Origin of the sequence: Pseudoalteromonas rhizosphaerae (assembly GCF_902498845.1) — a bacterium.
GTDB lineage: Bacteria > Pseudomonadota > Gammaproteobacteria > Enterobacterales > Alteromonadaceae > Pseudoalteromonas > Pseudoalteromonas rhizosphaerae.
This window is the reverse complement of sequence record NZ_CABVLM010000004.1, coordinates 274,912-301,219: the sequence shown is the minus strand read 5'-3', so window position 1 is coordinate 301,219 and position 26,308 is coordinate 274,912. Positions and strand designations below refer to the sequence as shown.

The window sequence follows — 26,308 nt, the reverse complement described above, 5'->3', positions numbered from 1 at the left end:
TAAACATAATACCGAACATCTTACCTTAACGCATAACACAATATATGTTTTGCCATCAAAATTGGGCGTGAGCTTTTTAGTGGTTACTATGCTTAATTTTATATTAGGCATTAATTATCAGAATAATCTGATTTTAGCGATGGCTTATTTAATGCTCGTAGTAATGATATTTTCGTTACTTATGGGTTATAGCAATCTTAAAGGATTAAAAATTGATTATAAAAATCATATAGCTAGCTATGCTCCCTGCTCTGCATCATTAGAGCTGCAACTAAAAACCGAAGAAAAATGTCAATCATTGCAGTTTATTTATGAAAATAAAACCCTCACAACCGTTGATGAAATAACCAGTCAACAGCAAATAGTTAATTTAGATTTAGGATTAAAAGAACGTGGTGAATACCCCTTGCGCCGATTAAAAATAATCAGCAAGTACCCGTTTGGATTAGTATCAGTATGGAGCTATATGCAATTAGCACATACGGTATTTGTCTACCCGCAACAACTCAAACCATTGCATGAAGCTAGTTTGCAAAATAACCACAACACTGATGATGGCCTGCATAAAAACAGCCATGGTAGTGATGAATTTGATGGTTTAAATATTCATCAACCTGTTATGAATATGAAACGAATATCATGGAAACATTACGCAAAAACTCAGCAATTAATGGTAAAAGAGTTTGTAAATTATTCAGCCCAAAGTGTTGTTTTTGATTTTAATCAGTTACAAGGAAATACCGAATCCCGCCTACAACAATTAAGCTATTTAGTAACTCAGGCTTACTCACAAGGCGTTAGTTATGGCCTGCAATTAGAAGCAGGACTATACGCGATCAGTGATACCAAAGAACATTGTAAACAGTGTTTAGAAGCACTAAGCCGTTTTGCAAAGGATGAAAATGAAAGTCACTGATAATTTAACCGCGATCAATTTGTCGTTATCTATTGTTTATATTTTAGTGCTGAGTTTTATTTTCACTGAGTTACCTCCTCTATTTAATACATTATTAGCTAGTTTGTGTATTTGGAATCTAGCCGTTACCTTATTGAAACGAAATAAACCCAATGCCATATTAGCAAATACTTTGGCCGCTTTGAGTCTATTGATCTTGTTTTATGACGTAGGTTTTAGCGATACGGTGACTTTATTTGTTGCGATGCTGATCCTCTCTAGCTTATTTAAATTACTGCAAGCCAATACAAAAAAGCATTATCAAACTATCATTTTGTTAAGTTTTTTTAGTCTCTCAACAGTATATCTATTTTCTCAGAGCTTATTTGCTACGCTAGTAATTAGCATGCTATATATTTTAAATTTTGCGCTTTTAGCGCTGATTGAATCTAAACATAGTTTAAAAATTGCAGCTAAAGACAGCTGCAAACTTTTGTTGCTAGCACTACCTTTAGCGATATTTTTATTATTATTGTTACCGAAACTTCCCGCATTTTGGCAATTACCGGGGCCAAAACTCGCTAAAACCGGTTTGTCAGAAAGTGTTGATCCATTTGATATAGCCAAACTGTCTAATTCAGATGAGTTAGTATTTCGAGCTAAATTTGATCAACAAAAGCCATCTGCCCCCTATTACTGGCGAGCGATTATACATGATGAGTTTGATGGTAAACGCTGGTTAATATCGGACATTTTAAAAAGCCAACAAGTAATTGACCAAATCACCTCAGCTGAACGTGGTGAACCATTATATAGTTATCAAATTTTTGCAGAGCCTGGCGCTAAGCCTTGGCTTTATGGTTTACAGTTTGCCGACTCGGCCCATCAAGATGTAAAAACAACCAGCAATGGATTACTACTGCGGAAACGTTTTTTAGCTAATAGTATTAGCTATACAGCCCAGAGTTATGCTTTTAGCTTGGCTGAACTCTCTCGCTCTGCACACTATCAAAACGTGCAGCTTAATTTAGCTAAAGAGACTAATTTACAGTCGCAGTCTTTAGCTAAACGTCTGTATGAACAACATAATAACGATGATCAGGCTTTTTATTTAGCACTGTATGACTACTTTGCCAATAATAACTTTAGCTATACCTTAACGCCGGATCCAATTACCGGTAACAACACCCTTGACCAGTTTTTATTTGCTAATAAACGTGGTTTTTGTGGCCATTATGCCAGCACGGCTGCATTTATGTTTAGAAGTGTTGGTATTCCTGCCCGCGTTGTTTCGGGGTACTTAGGTGGTGAGTATAATCAACAAAATAGTTATATGAGCATCTATCAATATGATGCCCATGCATGGGTTGAAGTATTAATAAAAAATAAAGGTTGGCAAATTTTTGATGCAACTGCGGTTGTTTCACCTGAACGATTAAACGGATCTTTATCACAGCACTTGCAGCTTAATAGCGAATTTACTAGCAACTTGAGTTTTGGCTTATTACGATTGAGTAATATTGCTGGTATTAACTGGTTAAGGCTTAAGCTTGAAAATCTTGATTACCAATGGACAAATTGGGTGTTAGGTTTTGACCAGCAAAAGCAATCTTCCCTGCTAAAAGAATTATTCGGTAATAAACAGCTTTGGCAAATTTCACTGATCGTGATAGCAACCGTATGTTTAGCCTTTATTTGTTACTTTGTGTATTTGTCTTGGCCTAAAAAGCCAGAATCGCCAGCGCATTCACTCGCAAAAGACTACCTTACTGTTGTGCGTTGGTGTAATAAGCAAGGTATTTCTGCACCGTCAAATCAAACGCCGCTGCAATTTTTAGCATATGCAGCTCAACAGCTGCCTAACGAGCGGACATATATCATGCAATTTGCGCAATTATACTCCGATGTGCGTTATCGCCAGCTAATATTTAGCGCTTATCGTAAAAAACACAGTAAAAATCTGGTAAAATTAATTAAAACAACAACTAAGAGAACTCTATGAATGCAGTCGTGATTGGCGTTATTTTAATGCTTGGCCTTACTTTAGCCCGCGTTAATGTAATTGTTGCTATGACTTTAAGTGCTTTAGTCGCCGGTTTAACCGCCGGACTTAGCTTAAACGATACCCTAAACGCATTTAACGCAGGCCTCTCTGGCGGAGCTGAGATCGCTCTAAGCTATGCAATGCTAGGCGCATTCGCTGTTGCGATTTCAAAATCAGGCTTAACGCGCATTTTAGCTGCAAAGCTACTTGCTAAAGTAAATAACAATAGTAGTAATAGCGAAACAAATTTAAGCTATTTTATTTTACTGATAATTTTAGTGTGTGCAATTTCATCGCAGAACCTAGTCCCAGTTCATATAGCTTTTATACCAATTTTGATCCCCCCGCTACTGGTTATATTTAATAAACTAAGGTTAGACCGACGTGCTATTGCCTGTATTTTAACGTTTGGTCTAGCAACCTCATATATGGTTTTACCCTATGGCTTTGGTGGAATTTATTTATACTCGATTTTACATAAAAACTTAGTGGAAAATGGCTTAGATATCATTAATACCCAAGTACCTATGGCGATGATCATTCCTGCCTGTGGCATGTTAGTTGGGTTAATTGTAGCTGTGTTTATCAGTTATAGAAAACGTCGGGATTATCAGCATGATGAACATCAAGAGCACGCAACTAATGTGGTTGTAGAACAACCTAAAAAAGTATTGTTAGTCGGTATTACAGCGGTATTAGCATCTTTAGCAGCACAAAATGTCAGTGGTTCAATGATTTTAGGTGGCTTAGTTGGGGTGATGATTTTTAGTTTGTTTGGCGTAGTTAAGTGGGAGCAAAATAGCGACGTATTTAGTAAAGGCGTAGCAATGATGGCAATGATTGGATTTATCATGATCTCAGCTCAAGGGTTTGCCTCTGTAATGAAAGCGACAGACGATGTGACTAGCTTAGTACAAAGCGCCGCATTGATTATTGATGGCAACAAACCTTTGGCAGCTGCACTAATTTTATTAGTTGGTTTAATGATCACCATGGGGATTGGCAGCTCATTTTCCACAGTGCCAATAATAGCAACCTTGTTCGTGCCACTGTGCTTAGAGCTTAACTTTTCAATGATGGCAACCGCAGCTTTAGTGGGAACCGCAGGTGCTTTAGGCGATGCTGGCTCCCCTGCTTCCGATTCAACCTTAGGACCAACTTCCGGCTTAAACGCTGACGGTCAGCATGATCATATCTGGGATTCAGTTGTGCCTACTTTTATCCACTTTAATATTCCATTGCTAATATTTGGCTGGATAGCCGCTATGGTGCTTTAATACCTTAAATGTGAGTAACCAAGTAGAGAATAGATTAAGCCCCCTACTTGGTTACTAAATTATTGTTTTAACGCAGATGCTAAAGATATATAACAGTGAAATATAGTATGATGTGTTCTTTTTGTAAAGCAAAGAAAGCACCATAAAAGTGCTTTCTTAACTTAACAACTAGGTTTAAAAACCATAAATCATCTTATCGCATACAACCGGCGTAGGTCTGTGATTGTCATCGACCGCAACGAATGTAAAACTGCCAGTAATTGCCGAGTGTTTATCATCCCGGTGCATTGTTTCTAAGAATATTTCAACGTCTACTCTTAAACTTGTATTGCCTACATGCACAACTTTTGAGATCAATTCAGCGAAGGTTCCAGCTGGAATAGCTTCTTTAAAATCAACTCTATCTGATGAAATGGTTACCAATGGTTTACGGCAAAAGCGCGTTGCAGCAATAAATGCAACTTCGTCCATCCATGCCAATGCATCACCACCAAACAAGGTATTGTGGTGATTAGTACGCCCAGGAAATACTGTTTTTGTGACCGAAGTCGTTGAGTCTTTAATACGCTGAGCAATTATTTCTTCACGGTTTACTTGAGTTGTCATGTTCTCTACTTTTGGTTTGCTAATTTATCTAACATCATAAGTGCAGGATCAAGGCGTTCGCCTTTCCAATTAAAACGCCAATCCAGATGAGGGCCAGTTACACGGCCAGTCGCACCAATTTCAGCTATTTTATCACCGCGTTTAATGGTATCCCCTACTTTTACATCAAGCTTACTTAAGTGTATGTAGGTAGACGTGACACTGTGGCCATGATCTAAAATTAAAGTTCCGCCAGAGTAATAAAGGTCGTTATCAGCAAAAACAACGGTACCACTGACAGGCGCATAAACAGGGCTGCCTGTTTTGTTGGCTATATCTAAACCAAAATGTGGCCGACGAGGCTCACCATTAAAATAGCGTTGGCTACCATACACACCCGAAATACGTCCTTGTGCAGGTTTGTAAACTGGATCTAAAAAATACCTAAGCTCAGAGTCAACTTTTCGGGCATTTCTTACTGCCACAGCTTCGCGGCTGATGCGTTCACTTACCGCTTTTGGCGGTAACACATATTTACTTGCCACTCCAGTAATTTTATCAATTTTATAATCACGTTTAGTGATCTCAATCGCTTGCTGATGTTTGACACCATCTGCATCAACCCAGGCTAATTGATGGGTTAATTCAGCATCACGGCCAAAGCCAAATACAAACTCACCTTGTGCGGTGGTTTTTAATGCTTGGCCATTAAAAATAACTGACTTAACCCCATCAATTTGACCAGTCACTAACCCGCCTTGGGTTAAGTGACCTTTTAGCTCAACTGCATCAGCAAAAAAGCTCACAGTAGCAAATAACGAAACGGCTAATAATTTACGCATAACAAATGGACCCTTTGGCCACACCTTCGTATGCTGTGACTTTTACGTCATTGTCAGGATGCTGCGCTTTAACTTGCTCAGCAAGGTAACCTGCAATACATTCAACCGTAGTATCAATGGGTAAAATATCACACCGTTCTTTACTTATTGCCATTTCAAAATAGCCTTGTGCGGCGGTATAGGCAAAACAGAGGTCATTTTCTTTGGCGCTGATGTGCTGTAGCTGCGGCGCTTGAATTTGATCTTCTGCTGTAGCTAAATAAATATCTTGCCATTTATCAGCCCATTGCTTTTGTAATCGTGGCATTGCCATCCCATCAAGGGCAATACCAATTTGCGAACGGTGACCATGAATAATACGCTGGCAATTACCGTCGTGCTTTTTAAGGCCATGACTATAGTGATAATAAAAGCTCTTACTATGCTCTGGCTTTAACTCAATTTCGATTTTATCGATATTGCTTGGTAACTGCGGCATGATTGTAGCAATTAGAAATTCAATAACTGACTGCTCATTAATAACATCAGCATCAATTAAACAAAACGCTTGGTTTGGCGCGCTCATTGCTAAGTGGTGATCATCACCAAAAGTACAATCAAGTGTTGTGTAGTCACCATGGTTTTCAACTTGGCCGTTAATTTGGTTGCCAATGGCCAGCTTGTGATCAATACATTGGTCGATAATGCCTTTGATTTGCTTTTTAACTAAGCCAAAATCAAGCACCATAGACTCTTCATTTAACTTGCCATGCAAGGTTAAATCAACAATCCAGCTCTCGCCAACTGCGCCTCGTTTATTACACAAGTAAGAAAAATCAATTACGGTAAGTGCGTTAACAAAAAGGATCATAAACTTCCTTTATACTGGTTAAAAAATCACGGTAATTATAATGATTTTTGCTAGTAATTGCGCGATTTAATCGTGTAATTAGCATGTTCTTCACCTAAGCGGTGGTATTTCGTGCAAATAAATTATTTTTTTAACTGCTCCGAGTTGTTTAGCGTACAAGTGTACGCTAAAGTACGTGGCAATTTCTAAGCGATGAAAAGTGTTATGGAACCTAAAAATAGTTATACAAAAGAAGATTTGATCCTATGTGGTCAAGGTGAAATGTTTGGAGAAGGCAATTGTCGTCTACCAAGTGACAACATGTTAATGATGGATCGTATCATCTCAATCACTGATGACGGTGGAGAGCATGGTAAAGGTGAAATCGTTGCTGAGCTTGATATTAACCCTGATCTTTGGTTTTTTGCTTGTCACTTTAAAGGTGATCCAGTCATGCCAGGTTGTCTTGGTTTAGATGCAATGTGGCAACTGGTTGGCTTTTTCCTTGGTTGGTCTGGTGGTCCTGGTCTTGGCCGTGCGCTAGGTGTAGGTGAAGTTAAATTTACTGGGCAAATTTTACCAACAGCAAAAAAAGTGACCTACCGTTTGACCATGAAGCGCGTTATTAAACGTAAATTATTCATGGGGATGGCTGATGGTACTGTTGAAGTAGATGGCCGCGTTATCTACGAAGCAAAAGATTTAAAAGTTGGTTTATTCCAAGATACTAGCGCGTTTTAATTTTTTATTAAAACCCAGCTACAAAAACGCCGCTGTTTCATAAACAGCGGCGTTTCTGCTTTAATTCAATACTTAAAAATTAGGTTTTATACATATTGCGATTTTCTATCGCTTCGCGCCAACCGCCTAACCACTCTGATTTTGGGTCTACTTGTTGATAAGGGCATAGGTCTTTTGAACGGCCCGCGAGGCCTGCTTTAAAGCCTTGAGAATGAGCTCTTTCTAACCGATCTCTTTTCTGTCTCTTCATAGGTAAATCCTCACCTTTTATATTTATATATTTGTAGTGTTCGTGACATCTACATTTAATGAATAGTTAATAAAACTGTTAAATTCAAATCACAAAAGCAATTAAATAAATTGACTTTAACTAAGCTGCTGATGCAAAAATGAATTAACATATAAAAAAGTAAAGTGGTCGTACCATCTTCTGTGCGACCCATATATGTACAAAAAATTACGACTATCTAATCACTAACACGCAGTTTCCTGCTCTAATTGTGACTGCGGTTTATGGATGAAGTTCCTATAAAAAATGTAATTATGACAAATTTATTTCAACTCATTAATAGTAAAGAAGTTTAATTTTTGAACTTATTTCAGACCACTTTACTGCGGCTTATTCGCACTTAATTAGCCCACATTTCACGTACACTTTTTTAAATTGTTTAATAATTAATCCTTGCAACTATACCCAAACCACCTCAAGATACAGAATTCAGCGTTTCACAGGGGCTTAGTATCAAGGCGTTACTTTGCAACAATGGCAGCCCCTTTTAAGAAGTAACAACGCTGAGAGTAAGTGCCTGTGAAACGCCCAACGGGTTGGTTTAAAAGCGATTTATACTGCGTTATTGATTTTAACAATAGAACCACTATTACTTGCAATCAATGCCTTGCCTAAATCGCTTTTAATTCCAACTGAAACTCGCATCCTGAGGTGGTTTGGGTATATTAATACGATCGGTCTAATATGTGTTTATGCTAAAAAATAGTCAAAATCCACCACGACGTGGTCGCCCACCAAAAGTTGCCCGCAGTAATGCCGACACCAAAGCATTACTTATTGCTACGGGGGTAGAAACACTTACCGAGTTTGGCTTCAGTGCCACAGGACTTGATACTATTTTAAAAAAAGTAGGTGTTCCAAAAGGTTCTTTTTACCACTACTTTAATAATAAAGATGCCTACGGCTTAGCTGTTATAGACGCTTATAACGATTACTTTGTTGCTAAACTTATTCGCTATCTAGGGGCAAGCGATATCCCTCCTTTAGAGCGACTAATCAATTTCACCCAAAGTGCAGCAAGGGGTATGCAAAAGTACGATTTTAGTCGCGGTTGTCTAGTCGGTAATTTAAATCAGGAACTAAACCATCTCAGCGATGACTTTAAAAATAAACTATTAACCAGCTACGAGATTTGGCAACAACATGTGCAAGTTTGCCTGGCACAAGCTCAGCAGGATCGTGTTATTGCAGCCAACGTGAATACCACACAAATGAGTGAATTTTTTTGGATTGGCTGGGAAGGTGCTGTAATGCGTGCCAAGCTAACTAAAAATACTCAGCCACTTATTTTATATACTGAAATGTTTTTACGTGCATTGCTTAGGTAACGGCTTAAGTAATTGCTCTTTTTGCATAACAATTAAAAGACGATCGGTCTAAATGGAGTCCAGATGAACAATCAATTTAAAGCCATTGTTATAAATAATACTGACGATAAGTATACCGCGTCAGTACAAACACTAAATAATAGCGAATTACCCAATCTCCCGGTCAAACTAGATCTGCTTTACAGCACCCTAAATTATAAAGATGGTTTAGCTATCACAGGAAAAGGCCCCGTGGTGCGCTCATTTCCTATGGTGCCGGGTATTGATTTAGTGGGTAAAGTAACAGCCAGTGATTCTAGCGAGTTCGCTATTGATCAGTTGGTATTATTAAATGGCTTTGGTGTTGGCGAAAAATACTGGGGGGGTCTGGCTCAACAAGCCGCTGTTAATGGCGATTGGTTGATCCCACTCCCAACGTCGTTAACACCTAAACAGGCCATGCAAATTGGTACTGCCGGTTACACCGCGATGCTCAGTATTATTGCGCTTGAAAAGCAAGGCATCACTCCCGACTCTGGTGATATTTTAGTTACGGGTGCAAACGGTGGTGTGGGTAACTTTGCCGTCTATTTACTTAATCTACTAGGTTTTACCGTAGTTGCTGCAACAGGTCGTGTAGATCAAAGCGAACATTTAAAACAACTTGGTGCCTCTGAAGTGATCGACCGAAATGAGCTATCAAATCCAGGTAAGCCATTAGCAAAAGAACGTTTTGCTGCAGCCATTGATTCGGTTGGCAGTCATACCCTTGCTAATATTTGTGCTTCTTTAAAGTATGGCGGTGTTGTTACTGCTTGCGGTTTAGCACAAGGCATGGATTTTCCTGCATCCGTTGCGCCGTTTATTTTGCGTGGTATTTCATTAATCGGCATAGACAGTGTAATGCGTCCAAAGGTCGACCGCATCCAAGCATGGCAACGTCTAGGTGAGCTTGTTGAGCAGAGCTACTTAGATAAAATATCGACTGAAATTAATTTAGAGCATGTTATTAACGCGGCTGATGAGCTGATGGCCGGAAATATCCGAGGCCGTGTAGTAGTAAATTGCCAACAGTAAAAATAAGTTCTACCAATCGTGTTAAGTTACTAAGTATTTATAGCGACGGAGAAATGCAGTAATAACAAGGCAGGAATTTTGACATGTCGTTGTTCTACTTGAAAAATTACTGACGTAGTTAGCGCTTCATTTAGCCCGCTAGAATGGTTAAATATTTAACTCAATTGGTATTATTAAAGCTTCTTGTAAAAGAAGCTTTAATTTCTTCGTAATTACACGCCTAAAGCAGCAAGCTTTTCGTTTAATTCGTCTTTTGAAATTAAACTCATTTCATACTGTTTTTTAACTTTACGAATAGTGTCAAAATTATCAAGTTTTAATCGTGCTTTAGCTAATTTCTGTTCTTTTTCTGCTACAGAGATCACATCAAGTTTAACGGCTTTTTCAAGCTTCTCTTTTTCTTGATCGTATTCTTTTTGAAAAATTGCTTTTTCTTGAATGATGATTTGATCTTTTAGCTTTTTCTCAATTTCAATAGCTTCATCTTCAAGCTCAATTTTTTTCTCAAGTAACGGTTCAACACGGTTTAATGCTTCTTGCAAAGCACTTTCGATATTTTGTCCTTGGTTTTCTAGTAAATTTTCTACGTATTTTTTACCAATATCTTGATAACCAATATTTAGCTGCCCTTCTATTGAAGTGATCTCAGAGCGGATCGCCGATAACTTTGAGTTCTCTTTCATTGAGGTGCTCATATCAGAGCTTAGTTTAGACGTTGATTCGCTGATATTTGAACCAATAGTGGTAGCTTGTGTTTTAATTTTATTAAAAAGACCCATGTATATTATTCCTTAAATCTATCATCCAATGTTGTGGCGTCATGCCAATACTTATTAAAGCGCACTAATATTACCGATAAACTAAACAAATGTAAATTACACAAGCAAACTGACTTGATATTCTTGTATCAAATTATCGTGATAAAAATTATAATTCTGGGATTAGATTTTAGAAAAAGAGTGTAAAACATGAGTAATGAAGATTTATTCGGCAATAACCCGCTACAAGGCGTTAAACTTGAGCAAGTTGTATCAGAGTTAGTTGATCAATATGGGTGGGAGCTTTTACATGCTTATCTACTGCTAAATTGTTTTAAAAACAACCCTGACATCAAATCTGCAGTTAAATTTTTGCGTAAAACCCAGTGGGCACAAGATAAAGTTGAAAACTTTTATCTTTATAGATTAAAAAACCTTCCTAAACCCGATGATGTTCAATATGAACTACCACCACGTGACCGCGTTATTCCTGAAGATCATAAACCGGGTGAACCATGTGAGTTAAGTTTTAGCGACGCAAAACGTATTCAAGCGAAAAAAGAAGCCAAAGATCGTGCACGGACGCGTAAACAACGCTCAAATGCCAGTAATCCTTGGGGTAACTAGGTGCTAAGTGCTAAGTGCTAAGTGCTAAGTGCTAAGTGCTAAGTGCTAAGTGCTAAGTGCTAACAAATGTTTTAATAATTAAGCTGGCAGTGCCAGCTTTTTTGCGTTTATACGGATACTTTTCATAAATGTTCTAATGTACTTTCATTTAAAAAGCGACTTAGCTTTCTCAGATTTAAGCCCTCATTTATTTCTCATTCTTTCCTCTTTGTGCAATAAAATTTTAGTGAATTATTAACAAAGAAATTAAGGTTCGCTGCGCTTAAAGAGCTAGCCTACGCAAATAGAACCGATTTGATTAATTATTGGCTATTCGTATCACTGCAGTGCCCTTCCTTTTAATACATAATCATTTTGACAGCGGTTGCTAGCAACAATGCGGCGAAGATTTTTTTGACTAACGTGACTGGTAAGTGATGGGTAGCTTTGGCGCCTAACGGGGCGGTAAACCAGGATGTGCAAATGATACCGAATAACGCTGGTAAATACACAAATCCAGCAAATCCATTTTCTAGTGCAAAATGGCCGCTGCCTGAGCTGATGTAACCAATTGAACCAAATAATGCGATAACAATGCCGCATGCGGATGCACACCCTATGGCTTTTTTCATATCGACTGAGAAAAACGTTAACAATGGTACCAAAAGCGCGCCTCCGCCAATACCGATCATCGCAGACAAGCCGCCGATGATCGTGGTCATAATGGTTAACACACCTTTATTGGGCATGTCACGCTCAACCGATGGCTCACGCTTATTACTTACAAACATCTTTATCGCAATAAGTACCACTGTGACAGCAAACACTAAGCGAACAACCTGCTCAGGTAATAGTGCTGCTATAAAGCCACTGATAAGCGCCCCCAGTGCAACGCCCGTCATTACCCAAGGAGCAAGAGTCCATGGAACATTGCCATTTTTATGATGTGCGATTGCGGAAGACGTTGATGTAAATAATATTGATGCTAATGACGTTGCAATTGCGGCAATAACGACTTGCTCAGCTGGTAGAATTTCAAAATGCAGTAAAATAATACTCAACACAGGAACAATAACCAGTCCGCCCCCAATACCTAGCAGCCCTGCTAAAAAACCTACGCCACTGCCAAGTAAGGCGCAGTATAAAATCAACATTATCAATTCACTCATTGCGTTTATCTCTTATTATAATTTGGGAGCACTCATGCTAAATGAATGCGATTCTATTTCCGATTGAGCAGCTATCACTCACCATATTGGCCGCGAGTATATCAATATAACTGATGCCTATTGATATATTTGGCTACATTAAGCCCTGAATAATCCTCATGTTTTAGATGAAATAAATACAACTTACACACCTAGAAGTCTAAATGTCTGTATAGCCAAGTTGAAACTCTGTTTTTTCAAGTGCCACTTCAGATAATTTATAGCTAATGGCGTGCAATATTATTAGTTGATGAATACAGCTCATGTTTTAGGTGAAATTAAACCGTTTTTATTCATGTACCGATCCACGTATAAATAGCTCAACTCTTAGAGGCAACACAGTTTTACAGCGGTTTTAATTAAGCCATCAGGCACAAACACAAAAACTGTGAACATCACTTACGAGATCAGTAACGTTAATTCGCTCAAGAGCACAGCATAAACGCAGGTTTTAAATCAGATAATTGGATACAGATCACCATGACTAAAGATTTCACATTTACTATTAAGAGTATTTGTCTCGATGAAAATTATCATCCAGCAGCTAATACACGTATCACTACCAATTTTGCAAACTTGGCCAGAGGCAGTTATCGCCAAGCAAACTTACGCAACGCCTTAAAAATGATCGATAACCGTTTTAATGCCTTGGCGCAGTGGGATAACCCAAAAGCGGATCGTTATTCTGTAGAGCTTGAAATCATTTCTGTTGATATGGATATTGCTGGCAGTGGTAATAGCTTTCCATCGATTGAAATATTGAAAACAAATATTGTTGATCATCACACTAACAAACGCATTGAAGGCATTGTAGGAAATAATTTTTCCTCCTATGTGCGCGACTATGATTTTAGCGTATTACTGCAAGAACATAATAAAGATCAGTCTAAATTTAGTATCCCTGATAACTTTGGCGAGCTGCATGGCAAACTATTTAAATATTTTATTAGTTCTGACAGCTACAAAAAGCACTTTAAAAAGCCGCCAGTAATATGCCTAAGTGTTTCGGATAACAAGACCTATCATCGTACTGAAAATCAGCACCCTGCGTTAGGTGTTGAATATCAGCCAAATGAACCGTCTTTGACTGAGCAATATTTCAAAAAAATGGGCTTGCAGGTGCGTTATTTTATGCCGCCAAATAGTGTAGCGCCCTTAGCCTTTTATTTTGTTGGTGATTTGCTAAATGATTACACTCATCTTGAGCTTATTAGCACTATTAGCACTATGGAGACATTTCAAAAAATCTACCGACCAGAGATCTATAATGCCAATGCGACTGCGGGGAAATCATATCAACCAAATTTGAAGAACCTAGATCATTCACTCACGCAAATTGTTTATGACCGTGAAGAGCGCAGTAAATTGGCGAATGAACAGGGGAAATTTGCTGAGCAGCACTTCATCAAGCCATATCAAACAGTGCTTGAGCAATGGTCTGCTAATTACGTGTAATAGCGAGTTCAATCGTTAGATTCAATCGCAACTTAAAAAGTTAACCCAAATAAATGGCATTATTTATTATGAAAACATCTCTTAGCAAAACAATATTACCGACTTCAACTGCAGGCAGCTTACCTAAACCTTCATGGCTTGCAGAGCCGGAGACTCTTTGGTCACCTTGGAAACTTCAAGGTGATGAATTAATTGACGGCAAACACGATGCGTTACGGATCTCTCTGCAAGAGCAACAATGCGCAGGTATTGATATTGTCAGTGATGGCGAACAAACACGCCAACACTTTGTTACCACATTTATTGAGCACCTTAACGGTATAGATTTTGAAAACCGTAAAACGGTGAGAATTCGTGACCGCTATGATGCCAGTGTACCTACTGTGGTAGGTCCTGTTAGTCGTATCAAACCGGTTTTTGTTGATGATGCTAAGTTTTTACGCAGCCAAACCAAACAACCGATCAAATGGGCGCTACCAGGTCCTATGACCATGATAGATACACTTTATGATGACCATTATAAAAGCCGCGAACAGCTCGCTTGGGAATTTGCCAAAATTCTTAATCAAGAAGCCAAAGAACTAGAAGCTACGGGGGTTGATATCATTCAATTTGATGAGCCTGCATTTAATGTGTTTTTTGATGAAGTAAATGATTGGGGAATTGCGTGTTTAGAAAAAGCCATTGAAGGCCTTAAATGCGAAACGGCCGTACATATTTGTTATGGTTATGGTATCAAAGCCAATACAGATTGGAAAAAAACGTTAGGCTCAGAATGGCGACAATACGAAGAAGCATTTCCAAAACTGCAGCAATCTAATATTGATATTATCTCATTAGAATGTCACAACTCGCACGTACCAATGGAACTACTTGAACTTATTCGCGGTAAAAAAGTAATGGTAGGCGCCATTGACGTTGCCACCAATACCATAGAAACACCAGAGGAAGTGGCAAATACGCTACGTAAAGCACTGCAGTTTGTCGATGCTGACAAGCTCTACCCGTGTACCAACTGTGGTATGGCTCCGCTACCTCGGGCAGTTGCAAGAGGTAAGCTTAATGCGTTAACCGCAGGCGCAGAGATTATTAGAAAAGAGCTGGCTCAAAGTAATTAAAATCTAATTTATTTCATGAGGTGGAGTAACCACCTCGTCCTAATTTATTTTCAACAATTAGACTTACTACAAATACAATAAGCCTATATACACATAAAGTATTTAATACCCGCGCTTTTGCCAAAATTCGATTTATGACATTGACTCTTGTTCAAACACTGAAAATGTTTTATCGGCAATCAGTTTGCCGTTTAGCTCTATGGTCATACGCCAGTCACCTATTTTATTGCTGATGGGTTCCCACAAGGTATCACCTAGGTAAAAGTGCCAGTCATTGTCTTTAACGTATTCAAAGCCGTCAAATGGTGGCATTACCTCACCATCAGCATCCGGTATATCAGGATGGTATATACAATAATGAAGTTTTTCGCCTTTGGCTTTTTTAATATTAATGATAAAACCAAACTCCACATCGAGTTGTGCGGGTACTTTTGTGGTAAATGCTTGAATTTGCGGTAAGGCTTTTGATGATGAGTCCCACTTTGTATAAATACCAAAGCTTTGCATAGTGATTACAGGCTTAGTTTTTGCCATTATTTATCCTTTTTTTGATGCATTAGTTTAACGTATTTATACGGCAAAATTAAGCGCCAAAACGTTTAGGATCTTTAGGATAGAAAAAATCAGGCTGGCGATCACACAAGGCAAACTCACGGGTGTTTTTGTAAGGTAGTTTCATAAACCCGGCAACCCCCACATCAGTAATGCTCACCGCATATTGCATCAACTTATTAAGCAAGCGCTTAAACTGTGCTTCTTTAGTGCCATCTAACAAACGATAGTAATGATGTATTTTCATTCTATCTGGTAAAGCTTCAAAAATAATGCAGCCGGTATGATGTATTTGGTTTAACTCAAATACGCATTTGATCACTTTTTTAGGTAGCTGCAGTTGCTCGTCCGGATCTTTACCGTCTTCAAAATACGAATGTGGTCGGGTGACTTCTGAGCTTTTTAAATTCATTACCTCATAGTCAAGCTCTGGAAGTTGTTCAAACTTAAATGCACCTGTGCCATCACGCTCCAGTTGAATGGTCTTTCTGGCATCAAATAAACAACACTTAAATAAGCCTTTTTGATGAATGCCTTGTGCCAACATCACGGTATTATTAACCGCTTGGGTAAAAGCATGGCCTAGACTTTCGTCATGCATGATCAGTGATGATTCAACGAACAGTGATTCTTCTTTCCAATGAAAGCTTAATCCCCCTACTACTGGGTATTTCGCTAATCGGCTGATAGACGCTAAAAATGCTTTTTCAGTATCGCCAGTATCAAACAGGAATTCTTTATAATATCGGTCCAATTGAGCGTCATTTACATCAAGCAGTTGTTGGTTATGGTCGGCTTGGCGTAAAAATTGTTTACGTGAGCTATAAACCACAGTATCAGGTAGTTCGTCATCGTTACCAAACCAAAATGGAATATTGGCTCGCACATCTTCAGCTAAATTGAGCTCTGGTAAATATGCTTTAGCCATAGCAGGCATATTTCGCATAAAGTAATCACCCGCCCCGTCTCTTGTAATTTTATTTTTAGAGAGCATACCGTCAATCACTTTTGCAAGCTCCATAGGGAGCCCTAGTGAACTGGCTGGGATCACTTGCGCGCCAAATCGGCATGACTGTGCAGAAGCCAGTGCGTATAAGGTGGACGCCACGCCTTGCTCATCAAAACGCGGCGATGATTTAGCACCTGACATTTGCTCATCACCAATAAAATACACATCCCCCATCCGCGCATTGGTGGTACTTAAATCGCCAGACATTAAATCCATAAAGTTACTGGTGATTGGCTCGCCATTACTGTCTATTTGGGCATACACCGAGCTGCCCCAGTCCACCAGCGATAAGCCTTGGGTATGTTCATCCCACACTAGATTAGAGGGCTTGATATCGCCATGCACAATCGGTTGTGGCGTTATGCCATTTTGCTGAGTGCGTAGGTCTATTAATACATTACGTAGTTTTAGCGCTAAACTGGTGATTGCTGCGGCGCTAAAGCGGCCTTTTTTAAGTGATACTTTTTCTAAGTCTTCGCCCAACGCGCGAGCCATCATTAAAATGCCCTGCTTTTTTATCCGTTCAAAAGCATAAAACTTAGGCACTAATGGGTTATCAACTTGCGAGAGCATATAGGCTTCGTCCTCAAGTCGATCACGTACACTTTGCGCCAAGGTAATACGTGAAAATTTAAACACCCAAGGAAGTTTACGCTCATCTAAACCCGCAAATACAAATCCAAAAGCACCCGAGCCAATCATTTCAACCTGGCTGTAGCCTAAATTAGTGAGTTGCTTAATACAGATATTCAACCATTGGCGGTGTTTTTTGGCGTCATGGTGCGAAAGCAAATAGACCGACTGCTCTTCATTGATATAAAAATTGCGGATTGCTTTGGTTTTCACTGCGAGGTCTCAACGTATTCTAAAAATGTAAGGGATAAGGGTGAAGCTAGCTTATTGATTATTAATTTTTAGTTCTAAATTTCTAGTCATTTAGCCTCAGCTTAGCGTGTCCTGACATTTTGCGCAAAAAAAGTGTAAAAAGGCAATCTGTGTTAAAAAATAATGCCCCCAACTCACTAAACGACAGGTGATACTCTTTATTCATGGTAATTGCTTAGTTAGATATTACAGACTTTCTGATTGGTAAAATAAAAGAAAAAAAGCCGCGTGATCAGCGAACTGATCACAACAGCTTTTAACAACCAGAATCGTTATAAATTAGAGTGCTTGTTCAAGCTCTGGTAGCACATCAAATAAATCTGCTACTAAACCATAATCCGCCACTTGGAAGATTGGCGCATCGGGATCTTTATTGATAGCCACAATTACTTTTGAGTCTTTCATACCCGCTAAGTGCTGAATTGCGCCACTAATACCTACGGCAATATATAAGTTAGGCGCAACGATCTTACCGGTTTGACCCACTTGCATATCGTTTGGCACAAAGCCTGCGTCAACCGCAGCACGAGACGCACCAATTGCCGCGCCTAGTTTATCGGCAATACCATTAAGTAATGAAAAGTTCTCGCCATTTTGCATACCGCGTCCACCTGATATAACCACTTGCGCAGCAGTTAACTCTGGGCGCTCAGATTCGGTTTGCTCAACACTTACAAATGCGCTTAATTCACTGCTAAACACAGAATCAACAACACGACTCTCAGCGGGAGCTTGCTCACCTTGCAGATCAAAGCTACTTGCACGAACGGTGAGCACTTTTTTGCTATCCAGTGATTTTACAGTTGCGATGGCATTACCTGCATAGATTGGACGTTTAAATGTATCAGCGTCAACCACATCAATGATTTCTGAAATTTGTGCAACATCAAGTAATGCGGCAACACGTGGCATGAAATTTTTGCCCGTTGTAGTGGCACTAGCAACAAGATGCGAATAATCTGGCGCAAGCGATAACACTAAATCTGCGATGTTTTCAGCTAACTGATGCGCATACTCACTATGATCAGCCACCAGCACGGTGTTTACACCTGCAATACTGGCCACTATTTCACTCATTGGTGCTACGTTTTCACCAGCAATTAGTACATCAACAGCAAAACCAAGCTTTAATGCTGCGTTTATGGTTTTAGAAGTTTCAGGCTTTAAACTGCCATTGTCATGATCTGCTATAACTAATGTTTTCATTTAAATCACCTTCGCTTGTGTTTTTAATAAATCAACTAACTGGGCTACATCATCAACAATGATACCGCCACTGCGTTTTGCAGGTTCATGTACCGCAACAAGTTCGATACGCGGGGTTAAGTCTACACCTAAGCTATCAGCTGCAATTACCTCAAGTGGTTTACGTTTGGCTTTCATAATATTTGGCAATGATGCATAACGGGGTTCATTCAAACGTAAGTCTGTTGTGACTACGGCCGGTAACTTTAATGCCACTGTTTGTAAACCGCCATCAACTTCACGCGTCACATTAACAGTGCCATTTGCTATGTCGACCTTTGATGCAAACGTACCTTGCCCGCGCCCAGTAAGAGCCGCCAGCATTTGACCTGTTTGATTGTTATCTGAATCAATCGACTGTTTACCTAAAATTACCAGTTCAGGGGCTTCTTGCTCGACGATTTTAGCAAGCAGCTTTGCAACGTGCAGTGATTCTAATTTTTCGTCAGTCTCAATATGAATCGCTTTATCGGCGCCCAGTGCCAGAGCTGTACGTAATTGTTCTTGAGATGCTTTAGCACCAATGGTTACAGCAATCACTTCAGTGGCAGTGCCCGCCTCTTTTAAGCGGATAGCTTCTTCAATGGCAATTTCGCAAAATGGGTTAAGTGCCATTTTCACATTAGTTAGATCAACGTCGCTATTATCTGCTTTAACGCGTGCTTTTACGTTGTAGTCGATAACTCTTTTTATTGGAACGAGAACTTTCATAGGAACTCCATAATTATTTAAACCTACAAGCTAACGTGTACGTCAACCTATTTATTTTATGAAATCAGACTACTTCCTGTTGACGTAAACGTCAACCTAAAATAACCTTAAACTATTCATCGCCTGTAACGTTTCATTTGCAAGTATGAAATTGCCCTCGTAAAGGCACAGGTCCGTCACATAAAAGAGGTTAATATGGTCGATCGCGAAACCATGGAATTTGATGTCGTTATTGTCGGCGCAGGCCCTGCAGGCTTAGCTACCGCCATACGATTAGCGCAACAAGCACAAGAAAAACAACAAGAGTGCATGATCTGCGTGGTTGAAAAAGGCTCTGAAGTGGGCGCTCATATTTTATCGGGCGCAGTATTTGAAACCACCGCTTTGGACGAGTTACTGCCCAATTGGCAAGAACTTGGCGCACCATTGACCACTAAAGTAACCAGTGATGAAATATATTGGTTTAATAATGACAGCAAAGCCACCGCTATCCCTCACTTTGCCGCACCTAAAACATTTCATAATACTGATAACTATATTGTCTCTATGGGTAATGTATGCCGCTGGCTTGCAGAGCAAGCAGAAAACCTAGGGGTTGAGATTTTCCCAGGGTTTAGCGCGCACTCACTGATTATTGAAGATGACACAGTAAAAGGCATTATTACCGGCGATATGGGCCTTGATAGCAATGGCAATGAAAAAGATGGCTTTATGCCTGGCATGGAACTTCGTGCTAAATACACTGTATTTGCTGAAGGTTGTCGTGGTCACTTAGGTAAACAGCTGATCAATCAGTTTGCACTTGATCAAGATGCCTCACCGCAACATTATGGTTTAGGCTTTAAAGAAATTTGGCAAATCGATCCTGCTAAACACAAGCAAGGCACGGTAGTTCATGGCACCGGTTGGCCCTTAAGTGCAGATACTAACGGTGGTGCGTTTATGTACCACAGTGATAATAATCAAGTTGTAGTCGGCTTAATTGTTGATTTAAATTACTCAAACCCGCATTTAAGCCCGTTTGATGAATTTCAGCGCATGAAACACCACCCAATATTTAAAGATGTATTAGCCGGTGGCGAACGTATTGCTTATGGCGCTCGTGCGATTGCAAAAGGTGGCTTGCACTCATTACCAAAAATGCACTTCCCGGGTGGTTTGTTGGTCGGCTGTGATGCTGGCACCTTGAATTTTGCCAAAATCAAAGGCAACCACACAGCGATGAAGTCAGGTATGATTGCCGCTGAGGTGATCTTTAGCGCGCTTACAAACGAGCAACAGCATACTGACTTAGTTGACTACAGCGAAGCATTTAAACAAAGCTGGGCTTATAAAGAGCTATACCAATCACGTAACTTTGGCCCTGTGATGCATAAGCTAGGAAAATTTCTTGGTGGTGCGTATAACACCCTTGATCAAAATATTTTTGCAGGGGCATTACCTTTTACTTTTAAAGATAATATCCCAGATCACGCAACGCTAGTTGATAAAAACCAGGCCAGTGTCATTGATTACCCGAAGCCTGATGGTCAACTCAGCTTTGATAAATTATCTTCGGTGTTTTTATCAAATACCAATCATGAAGAATCTCAGCCGTGTCATTTAAAACTAAAAAATAGCGCTATTCCTATCGATGTTAATTTAGTTAAATTTGACGAGCCTGCTCAGCGCTATTGCCCGGCGGGTGTGTATGAGATACAGCAAATTGCCGGCAAAGACGAGTTTGTGATCAATGCACAAAACTGCGTGCATTGTAAAACTTGCGATATTAAAGATCCGAGCCAAAACATCACCTGGGTAACACCTGAGGGAGCCGGTGGTCCCAACTACCCAAATATGTAATCTAAATACAATTAAAGCGCTTGATACAGCGTTAAAATAATATTTTACATATAAATTATAAACCTATCCTAAATTGCAGGGGCTTCGGCCCCTTTTTTGCGCTATGCTAATAAGAATTATATATGAGTGAGATATTTTTATGCCGTCGTCTAATGTTGTATTCCGTTTTTTAGCAGAGCCCACCGATGTGAATTTTGGCGGGAAGGTTCATGGCGGTGTCGTCATGAAGTGGATTGACCAAGCAGGTTATGCCTGCGCTGCTGGTTGGAGTGGTCATTACTGTGTCACTGTATCTGTCGCTGGGGTTAAATTTCGTCGCCCTATTCTAGTTGGTCAAATTGTTGAAGTTGAAGCTAAAATTGCCCACACTGGCAAAACCAGTATGCAAATCTTTATACAAGTTCGCTGTGGCGATCCGAAAACGCGTAATTTAGTTGAGACTAACCACTGTGTAATTAGCTTTGTTGCCATGGACGAAACAGGTTACCCCGTAGCAGTGCCAGAATACATCGCAGTGAGTAATGAAGACAAAAAATTAGAAAACTACGCAATTAAGATGAAAGAGATTGCCATAGAAACTGAAACTTTATTGCATAAATCAGAACCCTGATCACCTAAACTATCTATCTGTAAAAGCTACATCCTAGTCAGAAATCTTTTCTCCAGCCAAACTGAACGAGCGTTTAAATAGCGCTCATTGGTATACTTTACATGCTATAAAAGACTATAACTGGCTGTTTTTAAGCCAAATTAATCATGGCACGCACAATGCAATATTAAAATTAACCGGTAATTTAAAGGTTATATTTTTATTTTGTAAAGGAGCTATTAAATGATTAAATCAATTTCACTTTCTGCTATCTCATTAGCATTATTAGGTTTTAATACTGCAGCTAGCGCAGAGACAACAAACATAGATTACCCTCGCGTATATACCGGTATTGGTTATGGCCAATACTCATTCCAATTTGAAGATTCTGAAAACGATATCGATTTTGACGACGACTCACAGATGCTCAAAGGCTATGTTGGTTCACAATTTAATAAGTATTTGAGTTTAGAACTGGCCTATCAAAACTTTGATGAAGTAAGTGATATAGATAGTTACGCTGAGGTAGATGGTATCTCCCTTGCAGCACGATTAGCAGCACCAATAACAGAAAGCTTTTCTGTCTACGCTAAAGGTGGTTGGTTAGAATGGGATGCTGAGGTCACCAGTGATATTCCAGCCCTTGGTGAAATATCAGCCGATCAAAGTGGTGGCGATATATTCTACGGTGCAGGTATTGAATATGCATTTACCAGTAATGTGCAAATACGCTTTGAGTACGAGCGTTACGAATTAGAAGACGATATTGATCCAGATATGGACGTAGCATCAGTATCTGTACAATATATGTTTTAAGGAATACTTAACCTGTTCTGAGGTTATTTAGCAGTAAAAGGCAGCTTCGAGCTGCCTTTTTTGTTGTTAGCGGTTAGAATATCGTATCTTTAACAGTAATTGAGTTTCATGAGCGATTTTCAACTAACGGCTATTGGCCATATTCAATCTCCTTATAAACAAAAGTTCGCCATTCCTCGCCAACCGCGTTTAGTTCCACAAGCAAAAGCTAAGTTGGTATTTGCTGCTGATTTTAACCGTGAAGAATTTGTTCGTGGTTTAGATGAATTTAGCCATATTTGGTTATTGTTTCGCTTTCATGAAACTGCTGATAAAGGCTACTCAGCCATGGTTAGGCCACCGCGTTTAGGCGGTAATGAGCGCAAAGGCGTATTTGCCACGCGCGCGACCTTTAGACCCAATGCCATTGGCATGAGTGCCGTCAAACTTGAAGGCATAGAATATAAAAATGGCCAGCTGTGTTTATTATTGGCAGGCATAGATTTACTTGATGGCACCCCGATTTTAGACATCAAACCATATTTACCTTATTCAGATGCCATGGTTGATGCCACTGCAGGCTTTGCTGACACGCGCCCAGAAACGCAAATGACCGTTGAGTTTAGCCCGCAAGTGCAGAAATTTATTGAACAGCAAACCAACTTCCCAGAGTTGCATGACTTTATTAGTAATGTACTTAAGCAAGACCCTCGCCCTGCCTATAAAAAGCAAAAAGAGGGTGAACAAAGTTATGGAATGACCTTGTATGATTTTAATATCCGTTGGCAAGTCAACGACGAGCATAACTATGTCACTAGCATAGAAAAAAGTTAGAAAAACACACTTAGCGCTTTAGTGTAAAAGCAACCGCTGCTAAACTGAGTGCCCAATTGAAATAATAATTTTATAACTATCGGAATAAACATGCGTACCAGTCAATATATACTCGCAACACTTAAAGAAACGCCATCAGATGCTGAAATTGTATCGCATCAATTAATGTTAAGAGCGGGCATGATCCGTCGCGTCGCGTCGGGCCTATATACTTGGTTACCCTCTGGATTACGCGTGTTACGAAAAGTCGAAAACATTGTGCGTGAAGAAATGGACAAATCAGGTGCAATCGAAATGTTGATGCCTGTTATTCAACCTGCGGATCTATGGGAAGAATCTGGCCGTTGGGAGCAGTTTGGCCCAGAACTTATGCGTTTTACTGACCGTCACAATCGTACTTTCGCGTTAGGACCAACCCATGAAGAAGTGATCACCGATTTTGTTCGTAAAGAAGTAAGTTCGTATAAACAATTACCGCTTACTTTGTACCAAGTACAAACAAAAGTGCGCGACGAACGTCGTCCTCGTTTTGGGGTCATGCGCGCGCGTGAATTTACTATGAAAGATGCCTATTCATTTCATTTAAGTGAAGAATGTTTAGATGCAACTTATCAAGTAATGCACAAAGCATACTGTAATATATTCGATCGCTTAGGCCTTGATTACCGTCCTGTTATTGCTGATACCGGCTCTATCGGTGGTAGCGTATCTCATGAATTTCATGTGTTAGCTGAATCAGGTGAAGATGCTATCGCCTTTAGTGATAAAAGTGACTATGCAGCAAACATCGAAAAAGCAGAAGCATTAGCGCCAAGTGAAGCGCGCCCTGCTGCCGCAAAAGAATTAAAAGTATTCCCAACACCTGATGCGAAAACTATCGACGAGCTAAAGAAACACTATGGTGTAAAACCTCATCGCAGTGTTAAAACACTGATTGTTTACGGCGCGCCAAATGAAGATGGTCAACGTGGTTTAGTTGCATTAGTAATACGTGGCGATCATGAGCTTAACGAACTTAAAGCTGAAAAACATCCATTAGTAGATTCTCCACTGGAAATGGCAAACGAGGCTGACATAATTGCAGCCATTGGTGCTAAACCGGGTTCATTAGGCCCTGTTGGCTTAACCATGCCAATTTTAGTAGACCGTACAGCCAATGTAATGGCTGATTTTGTAGCCGGTGCTAACAAAGATGACGAGCATTACAGCGGTATTAACTGGGATCGCGATGTAACTGAGTATGAAGTTGCTGATCTACGTAATATTGTCGAAGGTGATCCTAGCCCATGTGGTAATGGTACTTTACATATTAAACGCGGTATTGAAGTTGGCCATATCTTCCAGCTTGGTACTAAGTACTCAGAAGCGATGAAAGCGGGAGTATTAAACGAAAGCGGTAAAAACCAAATAATGACTATGGGTTGTTATGGTATTGGTGTATCGCGTATTGTCGCAGCGGCTATTGAGCAAAATAATGATCAATACGGCATTATTTGGCCACAGCCAATCGCCCCGTTCGATTTAGCCATTGTGCCAATGAATATGCATAAATCGCATCGTATACCTGATATCGCTAATAACCTTTACGACGGTTTAAAAGCCGCAGGCTTAGACGTGTTATTTGATGACCGTAAAGAGCGCCCAGGTGTGATGTTTAACGATATGGAATTACTCGGTGTACCTTTCACGTTGGTAATTGGTGAGCGTAATCTTGATGAAAACAAGGTTGAGTTGAAAAATCGCCGTACTGGTGAAAAATTAATGATAGATATTGATACCGCTGTTGAAGCAATCAAAGCGGCCATGAACGCTTAATCATCAGCACCTTCTGAAAAAAAAACCGCGTAATGCGGTTTTTTTGTTTTTGCACGATTATTAATTGTCATAGATGTTTCGTCAAACAGTCTTATAAACGTCATTCAAGTTGCTTAACTTTGTTGTTATTACACCGTGAGTAACCTCCTATGCACGACATCGAAAAAAGTGATAAAAAGTACTACCCAGCCGTTTGGATCTCCGATGTACATTTAGGCTATAAAGATTGTCGAGCAGATTACCTACTCGACTTTTTAAATAGTATTGAGTGCGATGCCCTTTATCTAGTGGGTGACATCGTCGATTTATGGTCTATGAAGCGAAATTTTTATTGGCACCCTAGTCACTATCAAGTATTAGCTTGTATTCAAGCCAAAGCAGTTCAAGGTACTCGAGTGATTTATATTCCCGGCAATCACGATGAAACATTCCGACACTACGTCAATAACAGCCTATTTGGTATTGAAGTCCACCAGCAGTTTATTCACACAACCAAAGCCAACAAACGATTTCTTCTGGTTCACGGTGATGATTTTGACTCAGCAACTAGGTATAACAAACTGATCAGTATTGCCGGTGATACAGGTTATGACTTTTTACTGTTTTTAAATCGCTGGACTAATCGTATTCGACGCCTATATGGTGGTAACTATTGGTCACTTGCTGCTTGGATAAAAGCCCGCGTTCATAAAGCGCGTGAAGCAATAGAGGCATTTGAAAATGCTGCTATTCATGAGGCTAAAAAGCAAGGCGTAGACGGTATTATTTGCGGTCATATTCATCACCCACAACTCAAAGTCGTTGATGGCATTGTTTACTGTAATGATGGCGATTGGATAGAAAGTTGTACCGCAGTAGTAGAGCAAGAAAATGGTCGTATCGAATTGCTACACTGGTCTGACACTCAAACAGTGATTAATTCTGCTGATATTACCAAACTTAATCAAAATCTTGGTGGACCAAAGGCTAAACCTGAAAAATCAGTAGCTTAAAATTTAGA

The 26,308-nt window shown here is 39.7% G+C and carries 25 protein-coding genes; 15 read left to right on the top strand and 10 right to left on the bottom strand.

Going from position 1 to position 26,308, the window contains the following annotated elements; genetic code table 11:
* Positions 1–88 precede the first annotated feature (88 nt).
* The 3 genes from PSR9079_RS08390 to PSR9079_RS08380 are packed head-to-tail and all read left to right on the top strand — an operon-like array spanning position 89 to position 4,216.
* A complete protein-coding gene (locus PSR9079_RS08390) occupies positions 89–916 on the top strand; it encodes a DUF58 domain-containing protein (RefSeq protein ID WP_179959158.1) in 828 nt (275 codons plus the stop codon).
* Positions 903–2,897, top strand: a complete 1,995-nt coding sequence (locus tag PSR9079_RS08385) for a transglutaminase TgpA family protein (protein WP_149981109.1) — start codon at positions 903–905, stop codon at positions 2,895–2,897. Before PSR9079_RS08390 ends, PSR9079_RS08385 begins: the two co-directional genes overlap by 14 nt.
* A complete protein-coding gene (locus PSR9079_RS08380; RefSeq protein ID WP_149981108.1) occupies positions 2,894–4,216 on the top strand; it encodes a Na+/H+ antiporter family protein in 1,323 nt (440 codons plus the stop codon). The genes PSR9079_RS08385 and PSR9079_RS08380 overlap by 4 nt, the downstream gene beginning before the upstream one ends.
* Positions 4,217–4,390: 174 nt before the next feature.
* On the opposite strand, the gene PSR9079_RS08375 is transcribed toward PSR9079_RS08380, so the two are convergent.
* From PSR9079_RS08375 to PSR9079_RS08365, 3 genes are read right to left on the bottom strand one after another with little or no spacing between them, the layout of a single operon-like run.
* A complete protein-coding gene (locus PSR9079_RS08375) occupies positions 4,391–4,822 on the bottom strand; it encodes an acyl-CoA thioesterase (RefSeq protein ID WP_064666260.1) in 432 nt (143 codons plus the stop codon).
* Positions 4,823–4,827: 5 nt separating this feature from the next.
* The gene (locus tag PSR9079_RS08370) at positions 4,828–5,643 is read right to left on the bottom strand and encodes a M23 family metallopeptidase (RefSeq protein ID WP_149981107.1); all 816 of its coding nucleotides are present in this window, start codon (positions 5,641–5,643) and stop codon (positions 4,828–4,830) included.
* A complete protein-coding gene (locus tag PSR9079_RS08365) occupies positions 5,636–6,493 on the bottom strand; it encodes a 6-carboxytetrahydropterin synthase (protein WP_149981106.1) in 858 nt (285 codons plus the stop codon). The genes PSR9079_RS08370 and PSR9079_RS08365 overlap by 8 nt, the downstream gene beginning before the upstream one ends.
* Before the next feature lie 204 nt (positions 6,494–6,697).
* On the opposite strand from PSR9079_RS08365, the gene fabA reads away from it, so the two are divergent.
* The gene (gene fabA / locus PSR9079_RS08360; protein WP_145233946.1) at positions 6,698–7,213 is read left to right on the top strand and encodes a bifunctional 3-hydroxydecanoyl-ACP dehydratase/trans-2-decenoyl-ACP isomerase; all 516 of its coding nucleotides are present in this window, start codon (positions 6,698–6,700) and stop codon (positions 7,211–7,213) included.
* Between the two features lie 79 nt (positions 7,214–7,292).
* Here the strand turns inward: fabA and rmf are convergent, their stop codons facing one another.
* Positions 7,293–7,463, bottom strand: coding sequence for a ribosome modulation factor (gene rmf, locus PSR9079_RS08355; protein ID WP_016707188.1), 171 nt, complete (start codon positions 7,461–7,463; stop codon positions 7,293–7,295).
* A 731-nt stretch (positions 7,464–8,194) separates the two neighbouring features.
* Here rmf and acuR point away from each other — a divergent pair.
* Both acuR and acuI read left to right on the top strand, forming a co-directional pair.
* Positions 8,195–8,830: an acrylate utilization transcriptional regulator AcuR gene (acuR, locus tag PSR9079_RS08350; protein WP_149981105.1), complete on the top strand. Its 636-nt coding sequence runs from the start codon at positions 8,195–8,197 to the stop codon at positions 8,828–8,830.
* Positions 8,831–8,893: 63 nt separating this feature from the next.
* Positions 8,894–9,886 carry an acrylyl-CoA reductase (NADPH) gene (gene acuI / locus PSR9079_RS08345; protein ID WP_149981104.1) on the top strand — a complete coding sequence of 331 codons (993 nt, stop codon included), beginning with the start codon at positions 8,894–8,896 and terminating at the stop codon, positions 9,884–9,886.
* A gap of 212 nt (positions 9,887–10,098) precedes the next feature.
* Here the strand turns inward: acuI and PSR9079_RS08340 are convergent, their stop codons facing one another.
* Positions 10,099–10,665, bottom strand: a complete 567-nt coding sequence (locus PSR9079_RS08340; RefSeq protein ID WP_149981103.1) for a hypothetical protein — start codon at positions 10,663–10,665, stop codon at positions 10,099–10,101.
* 189 nt (positions 10,666–10,854) lie between these two features.
* On the opposite strand from PSR9079_RS08340, the gene PSR9079_RS08335 reads away from it, so the two are divergent.
* Complete coding sequence (locus PSR9079_RS08335; protein WP_145233938.1) at positions 10,855–11,271, top strand: VF530 family protein; 417 nt, start codon at positions 10,855–10,857, stop codon at positions 11,269–11,271.
* 338 nt (positions 11,272–11,609) lie between these two features.
* Here the strand turns inward: PSR9079_RS08335 and PSR9079_RS08330 are convergent, their stop codons facing one another.
* Positions 11,610–12,419: a sulfite exporter TauE/SafE family protein gene (locus PSR9079_RS08330; protein ID WP_149981102.1), complete on the bottom strand. Its 810-nt coding sequence runs from the start codon at positions 12,417–12,419 to the stop codon at positions 11,610–11,612.
* Positions 12,420–12,938: 519 nt separating this feature from the next.
* On the opposite strand from PSR9079_RS08330, the gene PSR9079_RS08325 reads away from it, so the two are divergent.
* Both PSR9079_RS08325 and PSR9079_RS08320 read left to right on the top strand, forming a co-directional pair.
* A complete protein-coding gene (locus PSR9079_RS08325; protein ID WP_149981101.1) occupies positions 12,939–13,913 on the top strand; it encodes a DUF1852 domain-containing protein in 975 nt (324 codons plus the stop codon).
* Between the two features lie 68 nt (positions 13,914–13,981).
* Positions 13,982–15,031: a methionine synthase gene (locus PSR9079_RS08320; protein WP_149981100.1), complete on the top strand. Its 1,050-nt coding sequence runs from the start codon at positions 13,982–13,984 to the stop codon at positions 15,029–15,031.
* 132 nt (positions 15,032–15,163) lie between these two features.
* On the opposite strand, the gene PSR9079_RS08315 is transcribed toward PSR9079_RS08320, so the two are convergent.
* The 4 genes from PSR9079_RS08315 to PSR9079_RS08300 form a co-directional block, all read right to left on the bottom strand.
* Entirely contained in the window at positions 15,164–15,565 is a 402-nt protein-coding gene (locus PSR9079_RS08315) for a DUF3859 domain-containing protein (RefSeq protein ID WP_149981099.1), read from the bottom strand.
* 49 nt (positions 15,566–15,614) lie between these two features.
* Entirely contained in the window at positions 15,615–17,438 is a 1,824-nt protein-coding gene (locus PSR9079_RS08310; protein ID WP_149981098.1) for a protein kinase domain-containing protein, read from the bottom strand.
* Positions 17,439–17,756: 318 nt separating this feature from the next.
* Positions 17,757–18,683 carry an electron transfer flavoprotein subunit alpha/FixB family protein gene (locus PSR9079_RS08305; protein WP_149981097.1) on the bottom strand — a complete coding sequence of 309 codons (927 nt, stop codon included), beginning with the start codon at positions 18,681–18,683 and terminating at the stop codon, positions 17,757–17,759.
* Positions 18,684–19,433 carry an electron transfer flavoprotein subunit beta/FixA family protein gene (locus PSR9079_RS08300; protein WP_149981096.1) on the bottom strand — a complete coding sequence of 250 codons (750 nt, stop codon included), beginning with the start codon at positions 19,431–19,433 and terminating at the stop codon, positions 18,684–18,686. It lies immediately after the preceding gene.
* A gap of 195 nt (positions 19,434–19,628) precedes the next feature.
* Here PSR9079_RS08300 and PSR9079_RS08295 point away from each other — a divergent pair, with 195 nt between their 5' ends.
* The 6 genes from PSR9079_RS08295 to PSR9079_RS08270 all read left to right on the top strand — a co-directional run bounded on the left by PSR9079_RS08295 (position 19,629) and on the right by PSR9079_RS08270 (position 26,300).
* Positions 19,629–21,275 carry an electron transfer flavoprotein-ubiquinone oxidoreductase gene (locus PSR9079_RS08295; protein WP_149981095.1) on the top strand — a complete coding sequence of 549 codons (1,647 nt, stop codon included), beginning with the start codon at positions 19,629–19,631 and terminating at the stop codon, positions 21,273–21,275.
* Positions 21,276–21,414: 139 nt separating this feature from the next.
* Positions 21,415–21,885, top strand: coding sequence for an acyl-CoA thioesterase (locus PSR9079_RS08290; RefSeq protein WP_145233918.1), 471 nt, complete (start codon positions 21,415–21,417; stop codon positions 21,883–21,885).
* A 222-nt stretch (positions 21,886–22,107) separates the two neighbouring features.
* Positions 22,108–22,680 carry an outer membrane beta-barrel protein gene (locus PSR9079_RS08285; protein WP_149981094.1) on the top strand — a complete coding sequence of 191 codons (573 nt, stop codon included), beginning with the start codon at positions 22,108–22,110 and terminating at the stop codon, positions 22,678–22,680.
* 108 nt (positions 22,681–22,788) lie between these two features.
* On the top strand, positions 22,789–23,493 hold the full coding sequence (gene tsaA / locus PSR9079_RS08280; protein WP_149981093.1) for a tRNA (N6-threonylcarbamoyladenosine(37)-N6)-methyltransferase TrmO: 705 nt from the start codon (positions 22,789–22,791) through the stop codon (positions 23,491–23,493).
* Between the two features lie 90 nt (positions 23,494–23,583).
* Positions 23,584–25,308: a proline--tRNA ligase gene (locus tag PSR9079_RS08275; RefSeq protein ID WP_149981092.1), complete on the top strand. Its 1,725-nt coding sequence runs from the start codon at positions 23,584–23,586 to the stop codon at positions 25,306–25,308.
* A 149-nt stretch (positions 25,309–25,457) separates the two neighbouring features.
* Positions 25,458–26,300, top strand: coding sequence for a UDP-2,3-diacylglucosamine diphosphatase (locus PSR9079_RS08270; protein WP_149981091.1), 843 nt, complete (start codon positions 25,458–25,460; stop codon positions 26,298–26,300).
* The last annotated feature ends 8 nt before the right edge of the window (positions 26,301–26,308 follow it).